This window comes from Neptunicella marina (genome assembly GCF_014270035.1).
In the GTDB taxonomy this organism is placed as follows: domain Bacteria; phylum Pseudomonadota; class Gammaproteobacteria; order Enterobacterales; family Alteromonadaceae; genus Neptunicella; species Neptunicella marina.
Genome location: NZ_JACNEP010000005.1, coordinates 69,835 through 93,512 on the forward strand (window position 1 = coordinate 69,835; position 23,678 = coordinate 93,512).

19 protein-coding genes are annotated in these 23,678 nt (G+C 41.7%); 13 read left to right on the forward strand and 6 right to left on the reverse strand.

What is annotated here, in order from left to right; genetic code table 11:
• Positions 1-5: 5 nt before the first annotated feature.
• The gene (gene ccoG, locus H8B19_RS07655; protein ID WP_186506222.1) at positions 6-1,445 is read right to left on the reverse strand and encodes a cytochrome c oxidase accessory protein CcoG; all 1,440 of its coding nucleotides are present in this window, start codon (positions 1,443-1,445) and stop codon (positions 6-8) included.
• Positions 1,446-1,623: 178 nt separating this feature from the next.
• Here ccoG and H8B19_RS07660 point away from each other — a divergent pair, with 178 nt between their 5' ends.
• Positions 1,624-1,980: a hypothetical protein gene (locus tag H8B19_RS07660; RefSeq protein ID WP_186506223.1), complete on the forward strand. Its 357-nt coding sequence runs from the start codon at positions 1,624-1,626 to the stop codon at positions 1,978-1,980.
• Between the two features lie 95 nt (positions 1,981-2,075).
• Positions 2,076-3,089, forward strand: a complete 1,014-nt coding sequence (locus H8B19_RS07665; RefSeq protein WP_186506224.1) for an XrtA/PEP-CTERM system-associated ATPase — start codon at positions 2,076-2,078, stop codon at positions 3,087-3,089.
• Positions 3,090-3,338: 249 nt separating this feature from the next.
• Here the strand turns inward: H8B19_RS07665 and H8B19_RS07670 are convergent, their stop codons facing one another.
• The 4 genes from H8B19_RS07670 to H8B19_RS07685 form a co-directional block, all read right to left on the reverse strand.
• Positions 3,339-4,970 carry a TIGR03016 family PEP-CTERM system-associated outer membrane protein gene (locus H8B19_RS07670; protein WP_186506225.1) on the reverse strand — a complete coding sequence of 544 codons (1,632 nt, stop codon included), beginning with the start codon at positions 4,968-4,970 and terminating at the stop codon, positions 3,339-3,341.
• Positions 4,936-5,841 carry an XrtA-associated tyrosine autokinase gene (locus H8B19_RS07675; RefSeq protein WP_186506226.1) on the reverse strand — a complete coding sequence of 302 codons (906 nt, stop codon included), beginning with the start codon at positions 5,839-5,841 and terminating at the stop codon, positions 4,936-4,938. The genes H8B19_RS07670 and H8B19_RS07675 overlap by 35 nt, the downstream gene beginning before the upstream one ends.
• Positions 5,838-7,448 carry an XrtA system polysaccharide chain length determinant gene (locus tag H8B19_RS07680; protein WP_186506227.1) on the reverse strand — a complete coding sequence of 537 codons (1,611 nt, stop codon included), beginning with the start codon at positions 7,446-7,448 and terminating at the stop codon, positions 5,838-5,840. Before H8B19_RS07680 ends, H8B19_RS07675 begins: the two co-directional genes overlap by 4 nt.
• Before the next feature lie 72 nt (positions 7,449-7,520).
• Positions 7,521-8,150: an XrtA/PEP-CTERM system exopolysaccharide export protein gene (locus H8B19_RS07685; RefSeq protein WP_422121150.1), complete on the reverse strand. Its 630-nt coding sequence runs from the start codon at positions 8,148-8,150 to the stop codon at positions 7,521-7,523.
• Between the two features lie 178 nt (positions 8,151-8,328).
• On the opposite strand from H8B19_RS07685, the gene H8B19_RS07690 reads away from it, so the two are divergent.
• From H8B19_RS07690 to H8B19_RS07735, 10 genes are all read left to right on the forward strand, one after another.
• On the forward strand, positions 8,329-9,738 hold the full coding sequence (locus H8B19_RS07690; RefSeq protein ID WP_186506228.1) for a TIGR03013 family XrtA/PEP-CTERM system glycosyltransferase: 1,410 nt from the start codon (positions 8,329-8,331) through the stop codon (positions 9,736-9,738).
• Positions 9,739-10,581 (forward strand): XrtA system polysaccharide deacetylase, encoded by an 843-nt coding sequence (locus H8B19_RS07695; RefSeq protein WP_186506229.1) that lies wholly within the window; start codon positions 9,739-9,741, stop codon positions 10,579-10,581.
• Positions 10,581-11,621, forward strand: coding sequence for a FemAB family XrtA/PEP-CTERM system-associated protein (locus tag H8B19_RS07700; protein WP_338401511.1), 1,041 nt, complete (start codon positions 10,581-10,583; stop codon positions 11,619-11,621). The genes H8B19_RS07695 and H8B19_RS07700 overlap by 1 nt, the downstream gene beginning before the upstream one ends.
• A 3-nt stretch (positions 11,622-11,624) precedes the next feature.
• The gene (locus H8B19_RS07705; protein WP_186506230.1) at positions 11,625-12,830 is read left to right on the forward strand and encodes a TIGR03087 family PEP-CTERM/XrtA system glycosyltransferase; all 1,206 of its coding nucleotides are present in this window, start codon (positions 11,625-11,627) and stop codon (positions 12,828-12,830) included.
• Entirely contained in the window at positions 12,821-14,263 is a 1,443-nt protein-coding gene (xrtA, locus tag H8B19_RS07710) for an exosortase A (RefSeq protein ID WP_186506231.1), read from the forward strand. Before H8B19_RS07705 ends, xrtA begins: the two co-directional genes overlap by 10 nt.
• Positions 14,256-15,389: a TIGR03088 family PEP-CTERM/XrtA system glycosyltransferase gene (locus H8B19_RS07715; protein ID WP_186506232.1), complete on the forward strand. Its 1,134-nt coding sequence runs from the start codon at positions 14,256-14,258 to the stop codon at positions 15,387-15,389. The genes xrtA and H8B19_RS07715 overlap by 8 nt, the downstream gene beginning before the upstream one ends.
• Positions 15,390-15,402: 13 nt before the next feature.
• Positions 15,403-17,301 carry an XrtA/PEP-CTERM system amidotransferase gene (locus tag H8B19_RS07720; protein ID WP_186506233.1) on the forward strand — a complete coding sequence of 633 codons (1,899 nt, stop codon included), beginning with the start codon at positions 15,403-15,405 and terminating at the stop codon, positions 17,299-17,301.
• Positions 17,298-18,515, forward strand: a complete 1,218-nt coding sequence (locus tag H8B19_RS07725) for a TIGR04063 family PEP-CTERM/XrtA system glycosyltransferase (protein WP_186506234.1) — start codon at positions 17,298-17,300, stop codon at positions 18,513-18,515. The genes H8B19_RS07720 and H8B19_RS07725 overlap by 4 nt, the downstream gene beginning before the upstream one ends.
• Positions 18,512-19,702 (forward strand): glycosyltransferase family 4 protein, encoded by a 1,191-nt coding sequence (locus H8B19_RS07730; protein ID WP_186506235.1) that lies wholly within the window; start codon positions 18,512-18,514, stop codon positions 19,700-19,702. The genes H8B19_RS07725 and H8B19_RS07730 overlap by 4 nt, the downstream gene beginning before the upstream one ends.
• 79 nt (positions 19,703-19,781) lie before the next feature.
• Positions 19,782-21,134, forward strand: coding sequence for a putative O-glycosylation ligase, exosortase A system-associated (locus H8B19_RS07735; RefSeq protein ID WP_186506236.1), 1,353 nt, complete (start codon positions 19,782-19,784; stop codon positions 21,132-21,134).
• On the opposite strand, the gene H8B19_RS07740 is transcribed toward H8B19_RS07735, so the two are convergent.
• Positions 21,126-22,283: a glycosyltransferase family protein gene (locus H8B19_RS07740; RefSeq protein ID WP_186506237.1), complete on the reverse strand. Its 1,158-nt coding sequence runs from the start codon at positions 22,281-22,283 to the stop codon at positions 21,126-21,128. The two genes, H8B19_RS07735 and H8B19_RS07740, sit on opposite strands and share 9 nt — an antisense overlap.
• Positions 22,284-22,474: 191 nt before the next feature.
• Between H8B19_RS07740 and H8B19_RS07745 the strand changes: the two genes are divergently transcribed.
• On the forward strand, positions 22,475-23,668 hold the full coding sequence (locus H8B19_RS07745; protein ID WP_186506238.1) for a glycosyltransferase family 4 protein: 1,194 nt from the start codon (positions 22,475-22,477) through the stop codon (positions 23,666-23,668).
• Positions 23,669-23,678: the final 10 nt, after the last annotated feature.

The window sequence follows — 23,678 nt, forward strand, 5'->3', positions numbered from 1 at the left end:
CTCTCTTATAAATCCGGGTACAGGAATTTAGATGATTCGTGTTGTACTACATCCTGCTCACCTGCGTTTATCGCCTGCACGTCAAAGGTAATATTGGTCACCGTTTCTTTAATTGAATAGGGATCAACCGCCACACTTATTGGCAAGGTAAATACCTCTCCACCTTTCACGCTGATGGTTTGCTCGCCTGTGATTCTTGGGTCAGTCAATCCACTCACAGAAATCTGATATTGCTGCTCAAACTGCGACTTGTTGAGAATTTTAAGGGTGTAGACGTTTTCAATTAATCCATCGTTAGTTTCGCGATACAGACTGTTACGGTCACGGATAATATCCACCGCCAGAGGCACACGGGTGAATAACTCTAAACATAACAATGCCACCATAACCAACAGAACGACTGCATACCCCACCAACTTGGGACGCAAAATATGACTTTTACCACCGGCTAATTCACTTTCTGAGGTAAAACGAATCAGGCCTCGCTCATATTTCATTTTGTCCATGGTATCGTTACAGGCATCAATACACTTACCGCAATCAATACACTCATATTGCAAGCCGTTACGAATATCGATACCGGTCGGACAAACCTGCACACACAAATTACAATCGACGCAATCGCCAATGTTTTTCTGCTCACGTGTTTCTTTATCCATTTTACGCGAACGTGGACCTCGACTTTCACCACGGGCAGCATCATAGGTAACGGTTAACGTATCTTTATCAAACATCACCGACTGAAAACGCGCATAAGGACATATGTGAGTACACATAATTTCGCGCAGCCAGCCGGCGTTGCCGTAAGTACACAAAGCAAAGAACAAGGTCCAGACGGTAATCCAGAAGCCGGTTTGCAGGGTGAAGAAATCGACGAATAACTCACGAATAGGTGCAAAGTAGCCTACAAAAGTTAACGCAGTTAGCAATGAAACAATTACCCAGCTCAGGTGTTTTGCACTTTTTCGCCAGAACTTATCAAAGTCCATTTTGCGTTCATCAAGTTTTATACGTTTATTGCGGTTACCTTCAAAGACCTCTTCAAACCAAATGAAAATAAAGGTCCAGGTGGTTTGTGGGCACATAAATCCACACCATACCCGCCCGGCAAAGGTAGTGACAAAAAACAGCGCATAAGCCGCAACAATGAAGATCCAAGCCAATAACGTTAAATCCTGCGGCCATAACGTCAGGTTAAAAATAGTGAAGCGCTGCTCGGCCAGATCGAACAAAATTGCTTGCTGACCGTTAAATTGCAACCAGGGCAATAACGCAAACATACCGAGGAAAAAGAATCCAAAAGTGCGACGAAAGGTGTCCAGTGCCCCTTTTACTGCACGCACATAAATATGACTACGCGGGGTGTACTGATTATTGTGTTTACTGGATTCAGGCTGATGGATTTTTACGGGGGTAATATCTTTTACGGGAATCTGATCATTCATAATTTATCAACAATCCACTGGCCAACGACATTTTGATAGTAGCAGTATACCTTTTTCTACTAACAACCGCTTTGCCTTAAATCAACAAATTCATAGGTATATTTACACATAAGCGTAAAACCTGCACTACACGGGCATTTCAGTTATGCTTGAGGCATGTGTTTGGAGTTAGTTTGTAATGAAAAAAGCCTTTATTCTGATTATTGAGATAGCCATCCTGTATCTGATACTTCGCTCAGCGTTTGTACAATACATGCTTACGGATGTGCATAAAACCTTGTCAGACTGGATGACAGAAATATCTCAGGTTCATCACCGTCAAACTCTGGAACAACTTAGAGGTAACATGAGCGGCTTTACTCAGCAGTTTTCTGAGGCACAATTAGATTACTTTAACAAAGTCACTTACAGCCCTGATCAGGTATTACGTTTTCACGATCTTTATTGTGTAAAGAAAGATAAGAATCCGTTTATTTATGGCGACAGTCTCAAACATTTCTGCAGCCAAATTGAACAGCTAAAATCTCGTCTGTAACCCGTTTAAAGCTGTGTAATCTGTCGCCTAATTCGCGTAAGCTATCAACAACTTTCCCGTAAACATTATTTTGTTAAAGGTAGCGACAGTAAGTCATGTATGAACAATTTTATGGATTGAATAATAAACCTTTTCAATTAACTCCGGATCCTGAATTCTTTTTTGCCAGTAAGTTGCATAAACGTGCATTGTCATACCTTGAGTATGGTTTGTCACAATCTGAAGGTTTTATTGTTATAACCGGTGAAATAGGTACCGGCAAGACCACCATTGCCAATAGCTTATTAAGTCAGATAAATCATCAGAATATTGTCTCGGCTCAAATTGTCACGCCCAAATTATCCCCGGATGAACTGGTACGCATGGTTGCGTCTAAATTTTCTCTGGAAATCGGGGGCAAAACCAAAACTGAAACCCTTGAAGCACTTGAACGGTATTTAATTCAATTGCAGGAACAGGGAAAACGCGCACTATTGCTGGTAGACGAAGCGCAAAATTTGCCGCTCGAAACCATTGAAGAGCTGCGCATGTTGTCCAACTTCCAAATTAACGGCAAACCTCTGTTACAGAGTTTTCTTCTTGGGCAAAGCGAACTGCAGGACATTATTCGCGCCCCCAATATGGAGCAGTTTCGTCAAAGGATCGTTGCCTCCTGTCATCTCAGTGCTTTAAGTGAAGAAGAATGCAAAAACTATATTGAGTTTCGTATGCATCACGCTGGCTGGAATGGTAATAGCTTATTTAGCGAGCAAGCTCATAAAGCCATTTTTGAGTTTACTGGCGGAGTCCCCAGAAAAATTAATACCTTTGTAGACCGTTCATTATTGTATGGTTTTTTAGAAGAACTTACATTTTTAGATGTGGATGATATAGAAGCTGTATCTAAAGAAGTGTCCGATGAAATGTTTGTACAAAAAGATATTCCGCTTCAGGAAGCAAACGCAGCGCCCGATATAAAGAATGTAGATTATTATAAATCGATGCTGCTGGAGTTGGTCGATACACTGGACAACACTATAAATCAGAAGATTAAACTCACCCGATATATAGATAAGCTACTGAAGAAAAAATACAAAACCTATATTCGATTAAAATCTGACGAAGAGTAGGTGTACAAATTGTTGCAGAATAACTGTTCATTTTTCGAACTATTCTGCTATTACTTAAACTAACTAAAGAGCTTGAACGTTAAAAAGGTCATTTTCTTATGCACTCAAATAACCATAAGGCAAGTCACTTTTCTCACAAGCATCCATCGCGTGAGTTTTCGCGAAGACAGGCTTATTACAAAGGCAAGTATCGAAAAGAAATTTTTTATATCGGCTTATCTGTAGTGCTGATCATTATTGCCAGTCAGATCAATATTTAATTATTAAACTCGCAGTCAGTCGCTTATCAATAAAACTGCGATTTTCAATCGGTGATTCACGGTCGAGGTAACGTAATTCCCAACGCGTTGAAATATTTCGCCCAAGCTTCCTACTTAATCCCAAACTCACGGTTTGAGTGATATCAGGTTCATCCTGAGTTTCGAACTGATATTCAGCATAATTTGAACTGATATTCAGTTTAGTATTTCGGTTCATTTCCCAACTTGCGGTAGCTGTAGCCATTTGATTATCTTGCTTCCTGTTAGTTTCAAGATAATCAATTGAACCTTTATTTAGGTTTAGCCCCACAGTTAACTTTCTGTTTTTCCAGCTCAAAGCAATATTAGCGTTTTTACGCAAATAAACTTCCTCAACAAGATCAGGAACATACTGATTTAGATTAAAACCCTGTTCACCTGGCTGAAGCTCATATCCTGGAGTTGGTTGAAAGCAATTTCCGATATCCGTTACACCTTGGGGACACACTAATACCGTTGAGGTCGTATTTAGATTCATTCGAGACTCTGAGGTTATATCCTCATTGTATACGGCATTAATATTGAGCATCCTTCCAACATGCTCAAATGAAAAACTGTAAGCATCACCATAAAAACGCTTATTATAAGATGCTGCAAGATTATTTCTTTCGCTAAACGCCCATTTAGAATCAATACCAATAAAGTCTTGTTTCTGGTCATTAAGTGTTTTTTCACTTCGGTTATACGTAACAGTGAAATATCTTTTATCCGATAAAAACCACTCGAGTCCCCCACCGTAACTCGATTGATCATAATTATTGAAAAACTGGTTATCAGCACTACCAATTTTATTGTCTTCCTGTTGGCCCACTACAACAAGTCTCAAAGTCCGACTAAAAAATGGAAAGGACACTTTGCCATTTAGTACGGTCGAGTCAAAGTCCTGATAGTTTTCGCGATCAGTCTTATTACGATTTGCGCTTAAGAGCCAGTTGACGGCGTGAATCTTTTTTCCACTTGCAAGTACAATGCTTCCACCCAAGGTGTCACTATTATATCCGTTATATAGAGACTCTCCTTCTAACTGTGTAGTGCGCGATTTTGACGCCAATACAGAGGATTCAAATCTAATATATCGAGGGTTAGGTAATCTAAATCCCAACTGTGCAGAACTGAGATCACGTTTTGCAAATGATTCAGAATTGTCAAATAACTCAAAAGATAAACTATCCGCGCGATTTTGCGCCTGAAAGTCCCGCGTGGCACTCAGCTTTAAATTTAAGGATTTGGCAAAATAAGAATTTTGAGAATTTAAACGGTAACTATCGAAGTTCCTGTTTTTTGCCAAGTTAGTATCATTAGAAACGATATTGGTATGTTGAAGGGTAAACCCGAAGTCGTGATTAACTCCATCAAAGGTTCCGGACAATTTTGGGACAATCGATAATACTTCATTATCTACAGAATCTCTGAAAACATATTGTTTGTTATATACACTAACTTTGGTTTCAAGTTCAGGTACTAAATTCCAATCAGCAATAGCAGTATTCGCAAACAAACATGTTATGGTTGCTGATAGCGCCTTTACCTCAAACGAAGTTCGTGACTTAATCCCTTTCGGCACCGTAATACCCATATCCATAGTTATAACCATATCCATGACCAAAATTACCTTTAGACGACTTATTGACAACAAAGCCTTTAGCCATCTCAGGGTTCAGCTGCTCTATAGCATTGGTTAAATCAGCTAACTTAGTTTTACCTTCCTCAATAACCACAACAGCCTGTCCTGCCAGATTAGTCATAATGGCGGTCTCATTAATCCCAAGCAAAGGTGGTGAGTCAAAAATAACAACCCGATCAGAATATCGTGTGGCAAACTCATTTACCGTTTCCAGCATTTTTTCACTGGCAAGCATTTCGGTTGAAAGGTGATGTGACTTTCCTGCAGGAATAATACGCAACTTATCAATGTTGGTGTGGTACATCACTTCTGATATATCACTGACTTCACCCAACAAATATTCCATTAGGCCATTTTCATAACTTACACCCAATGTTCTCATTACATTAGGACGTAATACGTCGGCGTCAACCAGCAATACGGTTTTGTCCTGCTCTAGTGCAATACTTAGTGCCAGATTCACTGCAGTGAAGGTTTTTCCTTCATGGGGATTGGCGCTTGAAACCATAATAATATTGCTGTTATTCAGGGTTTTGGACAGCGGGCCAAACGCTGTATTTAATACCTTGCGTTTGATTGCTCTGAACTCTTCGCCAATCAAACTTTTTATAGAATTTGCAGTAACAAAATACTTTTCATCCAGCTCCAGATTAAGCATTAAATTACTATTAATGTTTTCTGATTGCGGTATGGAGGGTTCTGAAGTTGAACTGGAAGACGCATGTTCAGTTTGCGTTACATCAACATCAGTTTGAGGCTCTTTATTAGTTTCTTCCTGTTTATTTTGTGCCGCTTTTTGTCTTTGCAATGCTCTTTCGATTGTACTCATATGAATCTCTCCAGCAAATGCAATGGCAACTTACCATAAATCAGTTCTACCCCTATGATGCCTGCAAACATAACTAATAGGACGGTTGTCGACAGCGAAAATATAATTACTCTGCGACGATTTACCCGGGCAATTTTGGCCAATTCTACATGAGAAACAGCACCTAAAATTGGAATTTTAAAATGCTGTGTTAACTGATAATGACTAAACACAACCGGATTTATCTGACTAACAATAAAGGCAATTCCTAATCCACTACCAAAACCGACAAACAAAACCAGAACATAAAATATAATACGTTTAGGTCCAGAAGGTTTAGTAGGCAATCTGGGCGGTTCGATCACCCGGAATTGAATATCGTCAGAAGTCGCTTCAGCTTTTCGAGATAATTCAGCAGAATCCTTGCGACTTAGCAACTCAAGATATTTAGACTTAATAATGCCATAATCCCTGTTAAGTCCCTGAAATTCTGCTTCAATAACCGGAATGAGATTTATCTTTTCTTCAAGAGACTTAACGTTATCTTTATAGGTCTTTACCCTCACTTCAATTGAAGCAATTTCGCTTTCCAGATTAGCAACATTCATCTTCATCTCCTGATACACAGGGTTCTGATTAAGATTGCCAAACTGGCTATATGAACCGGTTTTGTCAGCCACATCTTTCATGGCGTCCAACTGTTTTTTACGCTCGGCTTTAAGACTCTTAATTAAACCCTGAATTTTCACTACATCCGGATGCTGATCAGTGTATTTAATCAGGAGATCATCGAGCCTCTGTTCCAAAGAAGCGATACGCCCATCATACTGAGTGCTGATATTTGGATTTGTATCCAACTCAGGGGAAGGAGTAGCCAGACCAAAAACAGGCTCTTCGCCAGCCAACTGTGCTCTGGCAGAGACTAATTGCGAGTTAAGTTCTTTTAAACGAAGTTGGGCTTCTTGCAGGGCTCCTTTTTGGCTCTGCAGTTTAGAATAATAATCACCTGTATCCCCAGGCGCCTTATCCATACGATTACGCTTAAACTCAGCTAATCGTTGCTCAGCCTCTAACAATCGCTGTTCGTACTCTTTAATCTGACGATTTAAGAATTCCTCTGCGGAATCACTACTTTTACGATTCGATCCTAACGAGGTTTCCACAAACTCATTTAACGTGATTTGAACGATTTTTTGCGAAAGCTCCGGTGAAGCAGAAGGATAACTGATGGTATAAATATTATCTTCACGCGTACTGCTTAAACTGATATTTTTTTTCAGCTCGTCAATCACTTCATCCAAATCTTCCTGTGTTTTGGCCTGAATATCCAGATCAGCTTCCCGTGCTATTTTTTCAAGGTTTGGACGACTTAACAAGGTACGCGCGACAAGATTGACCTGCTGTTCGGGATTGTTATAGACAGCAAGACCACGTAACAGAGGGCGCAAAAGACTATTTGTATCAACAAAGACCTTGGCTGAAGACTCGTACTGATCGGGCATGGTTGATACCAACCCCCACCCGATAGGGCATATTAACCAGGACGAAATAATAATATAACGCTTCTTTATCCAAATTCCTTTTAAGAAGGTTAATGCCTGATCGAGCGCCTGCTGAATTCCCATCATAATTATTTACTGCTAAAGCCTGCTGCTAATTTCCATTATTTTAAAAACATCCCTGATAAAAATGCCACCAAATTAAAACCAGGCTTCAGGAATAATTAAAATATCTCCAGGAAGAATATCGACATTCTCTTTGATATCACCGTCTTTAATCAGCGATTCAAGATAAACAGGATATTCCTTTTGTTCTCCGTTTACGACTCGTATCAATTTGGCATCATCACCATCGGCATATTGCGTCAGACCACCAACCTGAATCATCAGGTCAAGCAGCGTCATATCTTCTGCATAATTAACAGCTTTGGGATTAGTTGCCTCACCAATGACTCGCACCTGTTCACTGAAAGGACCATTAAATCGGTTAACACTAATTGTCACTATAGGATCGCGAATATACTTCGACAATGCTTTTTCAACATCACGCGCAAGCTGTGTCGGTGTTTTCCCAGTGACAGAAATATCTTCAACTAATGATGTCGTAATTTTACCGTCCGGACGCACAACAAAAGAGCCTGAGACTTCAGGATTTTGCCATACAAATATATTTAAGTTGTCACCTGGACCAATCAAATAATTGTAGTTATCAACAGACGTTGTAAGTGATGCGCGTGTAGTAGCAGGAGGTAATTGATTAGTACTGCATCCTGCAAGCTGCGCCAGTAATAAAAACATAACAGCAACCGGTGTTATTTTTATTTTCATCATGTACAGTTTCCACATCCATATTTTTCAAAATAAAATTAGCTTAGTTGTAACAGATTCAATAAGATTAGCAACTTATAATACAGCGTTGTCCAAATCAGTACCGATAAATTATTTCTGGTTTGATGACGTTATTAGATTTTTAAATTCACAATAATATAAAGAAATTGCGAGAGCCTTAATGGGACCAGGAAAAGGAAAGCAGGTAAGACGCTCCAATATACTTGTTATTTTAGAAGCGGTTATCATCGCTTATATAGCACATATTGCCAATTGGATGGTAATGCAGTTCGCTAACGATGCCATAGCCCCGAAAAATGATGTTCTGGCAATTAACATTGCTTTATTGGTTATATTTATTCAACTGTCCGCGTTATCTGTTGGTTTATACGAAGCCAAACTCAGAGAGTCCTTCCGCGGTATTTTAAGACGCATATTTGTCAGCGTTGCATTAGGTTATTTTGTTATGGAGCTGCTGACCAGCACGCTTTTGCAAAATATCAGTATGCATACTTATTACCTTCCGGTTGCTTCAGGTCTGACAATTTTAGCTTTGGCCATTTTCCGCTATTTTTCCAATAAAATGGGCGCACTGGGTCTGGGTAAAAACAAGATCATTGTCATTGGAGCAGGTGAACGCGCAGCCATAATCGAGCAACGTATGCGTCGTGATGTTGATCGATTAGGCTTTGAACTATTTGGTTTTATCCCGATGCCAGGTGATGACCGTGAAAACGGCATTAAAAATGAAACTATTGTCGAAGTGCCCATCGATGAAGCGTTTCGTGATTATTTAACTGAACATGACATCGAAGAAATTGTCATTGCCTGTGATCAACGTCGTGGCACCTTGCCGATCGATATTCTGTTTGATTGCCGCGTTCGCGGCATTGAAATTGTCGATATCCTCGATTTTATGGAGCGAGAATCAGGCCAGATTGCAGTGAATATGATTTACCCAAGCTGGGTTATATACTCCAATGGTTTTCATACCCATAACTATTTAAGAGATGCACTTAATTACGGTATAAACGCGTTCCTGGCATTTTTTATACTGTTATTTACCTGGCCACTGATGCTTGGCACCATTATCGCCATCTGGATAGAAGATGGCATTGGCGCACCCATACTGTATCGCCAGGATCGCATAGGCTTAAATGGTAGTATCTTCCGTATAGTCAAATTCCGCAGTATGGGAACAGACGCAGAAAAAGACGGCGCCAAATGGGCATCGAAAAATGACAATCGCACCACCAAGGTGGGTAATGTTATTCGTAAATATCGCATAGATGAGCTACCACAATTAATGAATGTATTGCGTGGTGAAATGGGCTTTATTGGTCCGCGCCCGGAGCGCCCTGAATTTGTAGAGCAGTTAATCAGAGAAATTCCTTATTACAATCAGCGCCATAACGTACGCCCCGGGTTAGCAGGCTGGGCCCAGTTAAATTACCCCTATGGTGCCAGCGTTGAAGATTCAATGGAAAAGCTCAAATTCGATCTGTATTACGTGAAACATCAAAGTTTAATGCTGGATTTATTGATCCTAATTCGTACCGTAGAAGTGGTGTTATTTGGCAAAGGACGCTAAATGAAAAAGTTATCTCCAACCATCAATGCGATGACTGTGGATGTTGAGGATTTTTTCCAGGTATCTGCTTTTGATAATGTGATTTCTCCTGATGACTGGGCGCAATATCAACCCAGAGTGGCAGACAATACCTACCGTTTGATGGATTTGTTCGACAAATACCAGGTTAAAGCGACATTTTTTGTGCTTGGCTGGGTCGCAGAACGTTTTCCGCAATTAGTCAAAGAGATTCAGCAACGTGGCCACGAAGTTGCCAGCCATGGTTATGCACATCGCAGAGCGACTGAACAAACACCCGAGGTGTTTAAACAGGATGTTTCCCGCTCAAAAGATCATTTAGAACAATTGTTAGGTAACGCCGTGCAAGGCTACCGGGCGCCTAGCTTTTCAATTGGATATAGCAATGAGTGGGCGTTTGAAACCTTAGTCGAACTTGGATTTGATTACAGTTCCAGTACCTATCCGGTAAAACACGATTTATATGGCACACCTGACTGGCCTCGTTTTGCTTATCGTCGTCCGGAAAATATTACTGAAATCCCGATCCCAACACTTAAGTTAATGGGCAAGCAAATGGCGATTGGTGGCGGCGGTTATTTCCGTTTATATCCTTACTGGCTATCACGCACGCTTATCAAACAATATCTGGATGCAGAACAGCAGCCCTATTCCTTTTATTTCCACCCCTGGGAAATCGATCCAGATCAGCCCAGAGTACAAGGTGCCTCGTGGAAATCTAATTTCAGGCACTACATTAATTTGAACAAGACGTTTGGCAAACTGGAACAATTGTTAATCGACTTCAACTGGTCAACCATGAAGGATGTGTACGGAGTAAGCTAGTGACAGCCGTTGAAATCAAAACGCTGGGTCAGGACGAGACCACTAAACAAAAATGGGACGCGTTTGTTGAACAATGCAGTCTTGGTAGCTTTTTCCATTTAAGCGGGTGGAAAACCGTTATTGAAGACGCATATGGTCACTCATGCCATTTCCTGTATGCCGAGTCTGACAATCAAATTTTGGGTGTGTTGCCATTAGCACATCAATCGAGCAAGTTATTTGGTAAGGCACTTATCTCCACGCCGTTTTGTGTTTACGGTGGTGTCGCCAGCGACGATCCCCAGGTCATGACAGCACTTGAACAAGCCGCTATTGATTTAGCTGAAAAGCTCGAAGTGGATTATCTGGAATTGCGTTACCCCTTTGAACGTCAAAATCAACTGTCAGAAAAATGCGCCCATGCGACCTTTTCTTATATGTTAGGCGACGATGACGAAAGTATTCTGGCCGGCATTAAAAAGAAACAACGTGCAGTTATCCGCCAGTCACTTAAAAACAACCTCGAATATACTGTTAGTGGTGACGTTGACGAGTGCTACAACATTTATTCCGAAAGTGTTCGTAACCTTGGCACCCCGGTTTTTCCTAAACACTACTTCGCCACCTTAAAAAAAGTATTTGGCGAGCAATGTGAAATTCTGACCGTAACGCATCAGGGCAAGTCCGTATCATCGGTACTTAGTTTTTATTATAAAGGTGACGTACTGCCTTATTATGGCGGTGGTTTACCCGAAGCCAGAGAGCTAAAAAGTAACGATTTAATGTATTACCAGTTGATGTGCCATGCACGTCAAAACAGGGATACGCAACGTTTTGATTTTGGGCGCAGTAAAATCGATTCAGGCGCTTACCAATACAAAAAACACTGGGGCATGGAGCCGGTTTCTTTGCACTATCAGTATTATTTGGTGAAAGCGACTGAGTTACCTAATCTCAGCCCTAACAACCCTAAGTACCAACTTTTTATTCGTTTATGGAAAAAACTGCCTATCTCAGTTAGCCGATTTATCGGGCCGTTTTTATCCCGTTATCTGGGGTAAAACATGAACAAACCGTCGTTGCTTTATTTGGTACACCGAATTCCATATCCACCTAACAAAGGCGATAAAATTCGTTCGTACAATATTTTGTGTGAGCTGAATAAACATTTCGATGTGCATTGTGTTTGTTTTATCGATGATGCACAGGATCAGCAGTACATTTCTGTTCTCGAGCAGCAATGCGCCAGCTTGTATGTGGAAAACCTCAACAAAAAACTAGCGTTAGTTAAATCGGCAACGGGTTTAATAACAGGCAAGGCATTATCAATTCCTTATTACCGCTCACGCATTATGCAAGCACAGGTCGATAAACTGATTCAACAACACAAAATCAAGCATGCCTTAGTGTTTTCATCCACCATGGGGCAATTCATTTACCCTCATCCACAATTAAACGTGGTTACTGATTTTGTTGATGTGGATTCAGATAAATGGCGCCAGTATGCCCAGCAAGGCAACCTGATAAAACGCTGGATTTATCAGCGCGAGCATCAAAAGTTGCAACAAGAAGAGCAAACATTATGTGAACGCTCTGCCTGGTCATTGTTTGTGTCTCCGCAAGAAGCCGGGTTATTCAGGCAACTTATGCCATCCAAGTTAAGCCATAAAATCGGCCACTGTTATAATGGTGTGGATACAGAATATTTCTCTCCTACCGCCAGTGATATTGTTCCACTAAAAGATAAAGTCGACATTTGTTTTACCGGCGCCATGGATTACTGGGCTAACGTCGATGCCGTTTTATGGTTTGTTCAACATGTATGGGCACAAATAGTCGCTCAACGCCCTGATACGCGTTTTTTTATTGTCGGTGGTAACCCAAGCGAAAAAGTCAAAGCTTTGGCCGCAATACCCGGCATAGTGGTCACCGGCAGAGTAAAAGATGTTCGCCCCTACGTGCTGGCCGCGAAAATTAATGTGGCACCGTTACAAATCGCCCGGGGTATTCAAAATAAAGTGCTGGAAGCCATGTCATTGGCTAAACCAGTTATTTGCACATCGTTGGCGATTGAAGGTATTGATGCCAGAAATCAGGCCATTTTTATCGCGGATAAACCAGAACAATTTGCTCAAATAGTATTAGAGCAGCTCGACGCACCGGCAGACGCAAGCTGCAGCCGTTTATGGATAACTGAAAACTTACAATGGGATGCAACCTTAGCCGGACTGCAACAAAAATTATTAGGTGAGGACACCATATGCAATTAAGTAGATTTCACTTAATGGTGGCGATATTTATTGCATGGTTTGCACTGTTTTTCTCGTCTGTATGGTCAACCATCCTGATCTGGGAACGTTCCGAAACCTTCACTCATGGATTTTTAATTGCCCCTATTTGCATTTATTTAATTCATTTAAGGTGGATAAGATTCAAACAAGTCCCAACCCAGGCAAATTATTTCGCACTGATTCCTATCGCTTGCATGTTGCTGTTATGGATTGCCGGACGTTTAGCCCAGATTCTGGTAGCAGAACAAGTGGCCGCATTTGCACTTCTGCCGTTAATTTACTGGTCAATACTCGGAAATAAAGCAACCAGAGTTATTTTGTTCCCACTTGTTTTCTGGCTATTTAGCGTACCGGCTGGTGAGTTTTTAATACCCCAACTGCAAAATATTACCGCTGATTTCACTGTGTTCTTTTTACAACTAAGTAATATACCAGTATATCGTGAAGGTCTTTATATTGCTGTGCCTTCTGGTTTGTTTGAGGTTGCGGTTGCCTGTTCCGGCATTCGTTACCTTATTGCCTCATTTTGTTTGGGTACCCTGTTTGCCTACATCACTTATAACGGCTGGAAAAAACGCCTCATTTTTATCATCTTCTCACTGGTTTTACCGATTGTTGCCAACGGTATAAGAGCTTATGGCATCGTATTAATTGCGCATTTGTCTGATATGAAATATGCCACCGGAGTGGATCACCTAATCTATGGCTGGCTTTGGTTTGGTGTTGTGTTATTTGTGATGTTTGCCATCGGTAATATCTGGCGAGACCCGTTACCGGAAAAAAATAATGAAGAACATGACCAACTAACTGATAACAAGATTGCAGTCCCAATACTTCTAAAACCTTTATTGGCAACATTAGTATTGTATTGTTCAGGTATTGCCTATATTCAGTCGGCACAAAACCCAACATTACCTGCAGAGGTTAATTTAACTGAGTTGGGCGATATCACCCCAGCTAACAATAACTGGTCCTGGAAACCTATATTCAATAACGCCTCACAACAGTTAGAAGGGCGCATAAATAACAATGATATTTATATCGCTTATTATCAACATAGTCTTGAAAACGCAGAACTGATCAATAGTACGCATTACCCTTACGACTTTAAAAACTGGTCACTTATTTCATCGCGTAAAACCAACGATTATCAACTACTGGAAATAAATAATACCAATGGAGACAAGCGACTGGTCGCCTATAGTTACGTAACGGCCTGGAGGCAAAGCCCATCCAGTATTGAAATTAAACTTGTACAAGCCGCTCAGGCCATTCTTGGCCTTCCTCAGCAAGGATATTTTGTTGCCTTATCTCACCAGCTAACGCGCCATAGCAACGACGACAAATTATTTAAACAACAGGCTGATGCGTTTTTTAGTCAGGATCTAAGCAAGGTACTTAGTGATGACTAAAAAGCATGTCGCTCACATTATCTATCGCCTATCGACCGGTGGTCTGGAAAATGGACTGGTAAATCTGGTAAACCGATTGCCTCAGGAACAATATCAACACAGTATCATCACACTAAATGGATTCGATGCAGAATTTGCTAAACGTATCCAAAATGACAATGTACAAATTTTCGATCTTAAAAAAGCGCCAGGCTGGGATCTGCATTGTTTTGTCAGGCTGTTTAAATTGTTACGGAAACTGAGACCAGATTGTTTGCACACCCGCAATCTGAATAGCATGGAATACCAATTAGTTGGCTGGTTAAACAGAGTTCCGCTGAGAATTCATGGTGAGCACGGCTGGGATACCACCGACTTAGGCGGCACCAATGTTAAAAATCAAAAAATCAGACGCTTACTTAAAGGTTTAGTGCATCAGTTTATTGGTTTATCCACCGAATCAATCAGCTATCTGCGCGATATTATTGGAGTACCAGTCAAACGTATCCACCATATTTGCAATGGCGTGGACACCAACAAATTCCAACCGGAAAATGAAAAATCACTTGTTGAAGACTGCCCGTTCCCGCAGCGCCCACAATTAATATTTGGCACTGTAGGCAGACTCGCCGCAGTAAAAAACCAAACATTGTTGATGCAGGCATTTATTGATTTGTGCAATCAATTTCCGCATGAAAAAAACAATCTGGGATTAATTATTGTCGGTGACGGCATGCTTAAACCCCGCCTGCAGGAGATGATACAAAAGGTTGATCTTGAAAAACAGGTATGGCTGGCGGGTAATCGTCAGGATATAGACCACATCATGCCAACACTGGATGTATTTGTATTGCCTTCGCTGGCGGAGGGAATTTCCAATACCATCCTGGAAGCTATGGCTTGTGGTGTGCCGGTTATTGCAACCCGCGTTGGTGGAAATCCTGATCTTATTGCTCCCAGCTTCCACAATACACATTTGGTGGCATCAGATTCACCCAAACAAATGACTGCCGCGATGGCACAATATATTATCGATACACATAAAATCGAAACAGATAAAAAAGCAGTCAGGTTACACTGCCAACAACACTTCAGTATTGATGTGATGGTTAACAAATACCATAACGTCTATCAGACAGCAGGATAAGAGGATAAGGAACATGTGCGGTATCGCTGGTATTTTTCATTTAACAGATTCAGGACAACTGGATAAAAATATTATTCAGCAAATGAATGATGTGCAATATCACCGCGGTCCCGATGCTGGAGACTATTATTTTGACGCAGGTGTTGCACTGGCACACCGTCGTTTATCCATTATCGATCTTGAAGGCAGTCCTCAGCCCATGCAAAGTGCCTGTGGTCAGGCAGTTATCGTGTTCAATGGTGAAATATATAACTTTAAAGCGCTGCACGAGGAGCTTAGCGCCAAAGGCTATAAATTTAATACCGATGGCGATACAGAAACCATTCTCAACGCCTGGTTGGAATGGGGTGAGGATTGTGTACATCATCTTCGCGGCATGTTTGCCTTCGCAATCTGGGACAAAAAACAACAAAGTCTATTTATTGCCCGTGACCGTTTAGGTATTAAACCGTTTTTCTATTCTTTGTTACCTAATGGTGAATTACTATTCGGTTCAGAACTGAAAGTGCTGACACAACACCCTTTATTTGATCGCACCATGCGCAATACCACGGTCGAAGACTACTTCACCTTTGGTTACGTACCAGAACCGCACACGGTTTATCAGAACAGTTTTAAACTTCCGCCCGGCCACCGTGTGTTAATCAAACGTGGCATGAAAGCCATTCCTCAAACTGAAGAATACTGGGATATACCTGTGCACAGTCCGGCCATGGACGAATCTGAAGTACAGGCACAACTGATTGAACGGTTTAAAGAAGCCGTCGATATTCGCATGGTTGCAGATGTGCCACTAGGCGCTTTTTTATCTGGTGGGGTTGATTCCAGCGGCGTGGTGGCGTTGATGTCACAACTGCAATCAGATCCGGTCAATACCTGTGCGATTGGTTTTGATGTTAAGGCCTTCAATGAAACTGAATTTGCACAAATGGTTGCCGAGCGTTACCACACTAATCATCGGGTCGAAACCGTTGGGCAGGACGACTTTGATCTGATTGATAAACTGGCATTTTTATACGACGAACCATACGCAGACAGCTCTGCGATGCCAACTTACCGGGTATGCGAACTGGCGCGTAAACACGTCACCGTTGCGCTAAGCGGTGATGGGGGTGACGAACTGTTTGCAGGTTACCGTCGCTACGGTTTGCATATGCAGGAGGAAAGATTTCGCAATATGCTGCCGCTCGCTTTGCGCAAACCATTATTTGGCCCACTAGGTGCTTTGTATCCCAAAATGGACTGGGCGCCACGTTTTATGCGCGCCAAAACAACCTTCCAGTCAATGGCAATGGATACAGTACAGGGCTACCACAACTCAATGAGTCTGTTACGTGCCGATGAACGTAAAAAATTATTTTCTGATGATTACTACAACAACCTGAACGGATACAACAGTCTGGAAGTTTTCCGTCGTTACGGTGACAAAGTAAAACATCTCGACCCGTTAAAAATTGCCCAGTACATCGATATGAAAACCTATCTGGTGGGTGACATTCTGACCAAAGTGGATCGCGCATCTATGGCACATTCGCTGGAAGTACGGGTTCCCCTGCTGGATCATAAATTTATTGAATGGGCATTTAATACGCCTTCCAACCATAATCTGCACAAAGGCATCGGCAAATTTTCCTTTAAAAAAGCGCTGGAGCCACACCTGCCACATGATGTGCTATACCGCAAAAAAATGGGGTTTGCTGTACCGCTTGCAGACTGGTTCCGCGGTCCACTGAAACAACGCTTATATGATGGTTTGTTGTCTAAACAAATGCTTGAATCAGGTTATTTTGACCAAAAGCAGCTTAACCGCTTAATCAATGATCATGTGAAAGGCTTGCGTGACAACAGTGCACCTTTGTGGACATTAATGATGTTTGAAGCCTTTTTACGTCAATCCAGGGCGGCAGCATGAAAATCCTGCATGTTTTAGATCACAGCATCCCATTACATAGCGGATACACCTTTCGAACCCGCTCCATTTTAAAACAACAACATGCCCGCGGTTGGCAAACCATTCAGGTCACGAGCCCGAAACAGGGCAATACCAGTGAATCAATTGACCAAGTAGACGGCTTAGCCTTTTATCGCTCGGCGCCAGCCACAGGATTGCTTGCCAAAATTCCGGGCCTTAATCAACTAGCACTGGTTGAGCCTTTAGCTAAGCGCATCATTGATGCCATTAATGCAGAGAAACCAGACATTATTCATGCCCATTCACCGGCTTTAAATGGGTTAGCCGCGCTTAAAGCCGCCAGAGCCCGTAACTTACCGGTGGTCTACGAAATTAGGGCCTTTTGGGAAGATGCAGCGGTTGATCACGGCACCTGTAAAGAAGGTGATTTACGTTACAGGCTGACACGCGCTTTGGAAAATTACGTGATTAAACATGCAAATCATGTCACCACCATATGTGAGGGCTTGCGCGCAGATCTGGTGGGACGTGGGGTAGCAGAATCCAAAATCACAGTTATCCCCAATGCGGTAAATATTGAGCAGTTCAATTTAATCGAACACAAAAACAAGCAACTCGCACAGCAATTAGGGATCGAGAACAAAACCGTTCTGGGATTTTTGGGCTCATTTTATGGTTATGAGGGGCTCGATTTATTAGTTGCCGCCCTGCCTAAACTAAAACAAAAAATCCCCAATGCTGTCCTTTTACTGGTTGGCGGCGGTGTGCAGCAGCAAAAACTGCAACAACAAATAAACGCTTTGGGTTTGCAGGACGATGTCATTATGCCCGGCCGTATTCCGCACGAACAGGTTGGTGACTATTACAGTCTGGTGGATTTACTGGTTTATCCACGCAAATCCATGCGCCTGACCGAACTGGTGACGCCTTTAAAACCGCTGGAAGCCATGGCCCAGGGTAAATTGGTACTGGCTTCTGACGTAGGTGGTCACAAAGAATTAATCGAGGATGGAAAAACCGGCTGGTTGTTTAAAGCAGATAATGTCGATGCTTTAGCAGATAAAGCCGCCGACATCCTATGCCAGTCACAGCATTGGCCACAAGTCATCACTAATGGCCGCCACTTTGTTGAACAAATACGCAACTGGCAAAACTCAGTTGCCAACTATCGGGCAATTTATACGCGATTGAGTAAAAGCGGCAAATCGGAATGAAAATTCTTGTATTAACGTCTTTGTATCCAAATAGTGAGCAACCGCGTCACGGTATATTTATCGAACACCGGATAAATCAGTTAAAACAGCATTTTCCTCAATTGGATATTACCGTTGTGGCCCCTGTCCCCTGGTTTCCTTTTACTCATAAAGGTATGGGTGGATATGCTGCCATGGCAAGGGTTCCACAAAAGGAAACCCGAAACGGTATTGATGTTTACCACCCAAGATATTTAACCATTCCCAAAATTGGTATGAATATCGCTCCTGTTTTAATGGCGTTGTGCCTGTTGCCATTTCTGAAAAAACTACAACGAAATGTATTTAATTTTGATCTCATTGATTGTCACTATTTTTATCCGGATGGCGTGGCCGCAACCTGGCTGGCAAAAAAATTAAAACGCCCGGTAACAGTCACTGCCCGAGGCAGTGATATACATTTGTTACCCAACTACTCTATTCCAAATCGGATGATTAAATGGGCAATTAAGCACTGCACAGTCGCCTTAGCCGTTTGTAAGGCCTTAGCAGATGAAATGGCAATACTGGTTAATCAGCAAGTCACACCTGTGGTAGCACGCAATGGTGTAAACCTGATTAAATTTAGTCCGCCTGAAAACAGGCAGTTACTGCGACAACAATTGCAACTTAGTCGGTTCACGCTGCTATCTGTTGGTAATCTTATTGAGTTAAAAGGCCATCATTTAATTATCGATGCAATGTGCAACATTCCAGAGGCAGAACTACTAATTGCCGGACACGGCCCACTGGAAGCATCGCTTAAACAACAAGTGAAAGAACTAAATTTACAGGACAGAGTGCGTTTTTTAGGCTTATTAACCCAGGATGAGCTCGTAGAATATTACGGGGCCGCAGATGCACTCGTATTAGCTTCCAGCCGTGAGGGATGGGCAAATGTGTTGCTTGAGGCCATGGCGTGCGGAACACCGGTAATCGCAACCGCAATCTGGGGTACGCCGGAAGTTGTTGCGTCAGACAAGGCTGGGTTGTTAATACAAAAAAGAACTGCCAGTAGTATTGCAACTGCAGTAGCAACACTTCAGAAAAGCTATCCCAGTCGGGAGGGCGTGCGGGAATATGCAGAACAATTTAGCTGGGATGAAACCAGCCATTGCCTTTACCAAACCTATAAACAGGCAATTAATATTGGGGCTCAGCAACCATGATCGATAGTCTTTATCTTGCAGCAGATATTATTTGTCTGTGTTATTTGTTTCGCTACGCCGTAAATAAGGAACAAGACTAATGCGCGACCTGGCTTTAGTCTTTATGCTTTTTTTCTCGATATATTATGCGTTCAAGCGGCCATATATCGGGGTATGCGCGTGGGTTTGGATTGCACTTACCGCCCCAACTGACTGGGCATTTGGTTTTTCGACCCAATTCAGGATGAACCTGACCATAGTATTGGTCACAGTACTGGCGTATATCTTCTCGCAGAAAAACAAAAGTCTTAAAGGCGGCTCACTGGGCCTGTTAACCTTTTTATTTGGTTTCTGGACGCTGATATCGTCCTACAACAACATTACGATTTATCCGAGTCAGGTATGGGGCCACTGGTTCGAGTTCGTTAAAGTGTTAATGTTATTTTTGTTTGTATTGTTAACGATTCAAAAACGCCTGCATATCGATACCTTTATCTGGGCCATTGTATTATCCATTTCCAGTTTTGCAGCATCGGGGGCATTTAAGTTTCTGGTTTCTGGTGGCAGTTACCGCATCGTGGGAGTTGCAGGGCAAATTCAGGACAGGAACGACCTTGTTGTTGCCATTAACATGTGTATTCCGTTAATTATTTACCTTGCCCAAACCTGTAAACATGCCAATTTGAAAAAAGGGCTCTGGGGCCTGTTAATACTCAACATAATTGCCGTTGTCGGCACATACTCCCGCGCAGGATTTGTTGGGTTATTGATCATAGGTGCAGCATTTTGGTGGAAGTCAAAAAGCAAATTTAAAATCGCGCTTCTGGCAATGTGTTTAATTCCGGTATTTTACGCACTAGCCCCTTCCGATTGGAAAGCCCGTCAGTCTACAGTGGAAACGGCGGCAACTCAGGACAGTTCTTTTATAGGGCGGCTCTGGGCGTGGAAAATTTCGACCATGATCGCATTAGATCACCCATTTACCGGTGGTGGGTTCAGAGCAGTAATAGACCCGTCTATATGGAGTTATTATGCTCCCGCCACTCCCGACTTTCCGCCAATTGATACGCCTCCAATACCAGATACGCAGCACTCCCTGGCGGCACATAATATCTACATGCAGGTTTTAGGGGATCACGGTTTTATTGGACTAGGTATATTTTTGTTAATTTTTTACCGGGCACTGAGTATTAACAAAGCCACACTAAAATTAGCCAAGCAGAACGGGCACCTGTGGGGTGTACATCTAAGCAGCGCGTTAAGCTTGTCGATTATTGGCTTTTGTATCAATGGAGCCAATGTTAGCCGGGCTTATTTTGACCTGGTGTGGGCAATTCTGGCTATCATTGTAGTGGTCCAGGTTAACCGCGCCAGTTTATTTGCCAACACACAAACCAGTACTCAGGAAACCACTCCGGACGGACGACAAATAACCAAACCCTCATCAGATTGAGTTAAACAATTTGGCGAGTTTTTTGGCCCCTTCCCGACGTGAATAACGAGATAAATCATTTTGTATGGATAATGGCTGCTCTTTCAGCATAGCCAGTATTGCTTGTTTTATTTGTTCGACATCATCAATTTCTGCACGCGCAAAGATACGACCCGACTGCTGAGTTATCGAGGCCGTATCACTGCTTTTTCCGGCCAGTAACAAAATCGGTTTAGCCACACGAAAATACTCAAATAACTTGGCGGGGATCTGCCAGTCACAGGTACGGTGCTGAAAAATCATCAGCACATCTGCGCTTTGCATTTCCGCCAGTGCGTAGCGGTAATCTTTGCGTTCAACAATTTCAACCAGATCCTCAAGGTTCAGCCTTAAAATTTGCTGTTGATATTGTTGGTCACTGCCCGTTGCCCTGAATCGAAACAAAACATCATCAGCACTAATCAAACCCTGTTGCTTAAGTTGTGATAAAGCCTCAAAAAAATACTGCGGATTGCGCTCGTATACAGGTAATAATCCGCTATGCAGGAACACCTTACGCTTGTCTTTCTCCAATACAGGCAGATCACTAAAATCATCTTCATCAAAACCATTTTCAATTAAATGGAACTTATGGTGCAGATTTTCCGGATACCGCCGCTGATATTTTTCAATGGTGCCGGGTGATGTGAAGATGATGGTCGCAGCATGCGACAACACTTTCTTTTCAATCCAGCGCACGATTTTAAGTTTTAATGAATTATCCCAGGTTTCCTCTTCCCAGACGGGATCACGTAAATCAACCAGCAATGGTTTATGCGTGATTCTGGAAGCCATATAACCAACCACCAACGACGACACAATGGGGTAAGTTGCCCAAATACATTGTATCGAGTAACGTTTAACAAGCCGTACCGCCTTAATGATCGTACCCGGTATCCAACTCGCCCAGGGATCGGGTATCGCGCAGGCAGAAAAATACTTACCTTTGTAAGACAACAACTTACGTGCATCCCACCCTTTTGTCCGTACGATGGGAATATCCTGCTGAAGCTGCTTAATCAATGCCTCATTTGCCGCATCAACATGCTCATACGCATCGGGGTTAATTGTCAGCACCACAGGACGAACCTGATAATCGGGTAAATATTTAGCAAACTTTAAAATCCGCAAGTAGCCACTACTGGCGGATATAGGCGGAAAATGAAATGAGATCAATAAGACATGAGTATTTCTACTTACAAAAGACACAGCAAAAGATACAATAAAGTTATTTCAATTTAAAACTAAGACTGAATATAAACTGTTAACTAGTCAAGGTAATGATTTCGATACATGCATGAAAAATTTAAAGGGAGTTGATCTTGAATATAGGTATTGTCACTACATGGTTTGATCGCGGTGCCGCATTTGTATCTAAACAATATGCTGACATTTTATCAAAAGAAAATAGTATTTTTATTTTCGCCAGAGGAGGAGAAAAATACGATAAAACATCGGCTCACTGGCAAACATATCCGGTTCTTTGGGGGAAAATTTATAAAGAAAGCGAGACTCGAGTTAACTGGAATGAATTCAAAAAGTGGATAATTGAAAATAACATAGACTTGGTTATATTTAATGAGCAAAAGGATTGGGAAATTATTGTTGACGCAAAAAAACTCAACATAAAAACAGTAGCCTACATAGATTATTACACTCAAGAGACAGTGCCGTTCTTTAGTTTATATGATGGACTAATCTGCAACACAAAAAGGCACTTCAGTGTTTTCAATTGGCATCCTGGAGCTATATATATTCCTTGGGGAACAGATATAGAGAAATTCCAGAATCCACATAGAGTAGACAACTTTAAGACTCCTAAGTTTTTCCATTCTGCAGGTATGGGGGGAATAAGGTATAGAAAAGGAACAGATTTATTAGTGAAAGCTTTTAATCAACTAGAAGATAAAGCTGAACTTATTATACATTCTCAAGTGCCGTTAAGTTATTACTCAGAAATTGAACACTTAGTCAAATCAAATCCTAATATTTCCTTTATCGAAAAATCAGTACCTCCACCAGGATTATATTATTTAGGAAACATATATGTTTATCCATCCAAATTAGATGGAATTGGACTAACAATATGTGAATCTTTAGCAATGGGCTTACCGGTTATAACTACTAACTGCGCACCTATGAATGAATTTGTTTCTCATAAAAGAAATGGACTACTTGTTGATGTTGAAAAATATGTTGCAAGACCTGATGGCTATTATTGGCCTGAGAGTATTTGCAGTATTACTGACCTTAAAAATGCAATGCAATTTATGGTTACCAACTTTCATAAAATACAAGAATTTTCTGACTTTTCGATTGAGAACGCTCATCAAAATTTTAATTGGGAGTCAAATGCAACTAAGCTACTGACAATTATTAATAGAATTGAACGAATCGACGTAAAACACGATATACAAGCAAAAGCACTGGGTTACACCTTTTCAACTAGAGAAAAAGTGTACTCACGGTCACAAGCACTGATACGAAAAATTAGACGAAAATTGTTTCAGTATTAAGATGAGACTG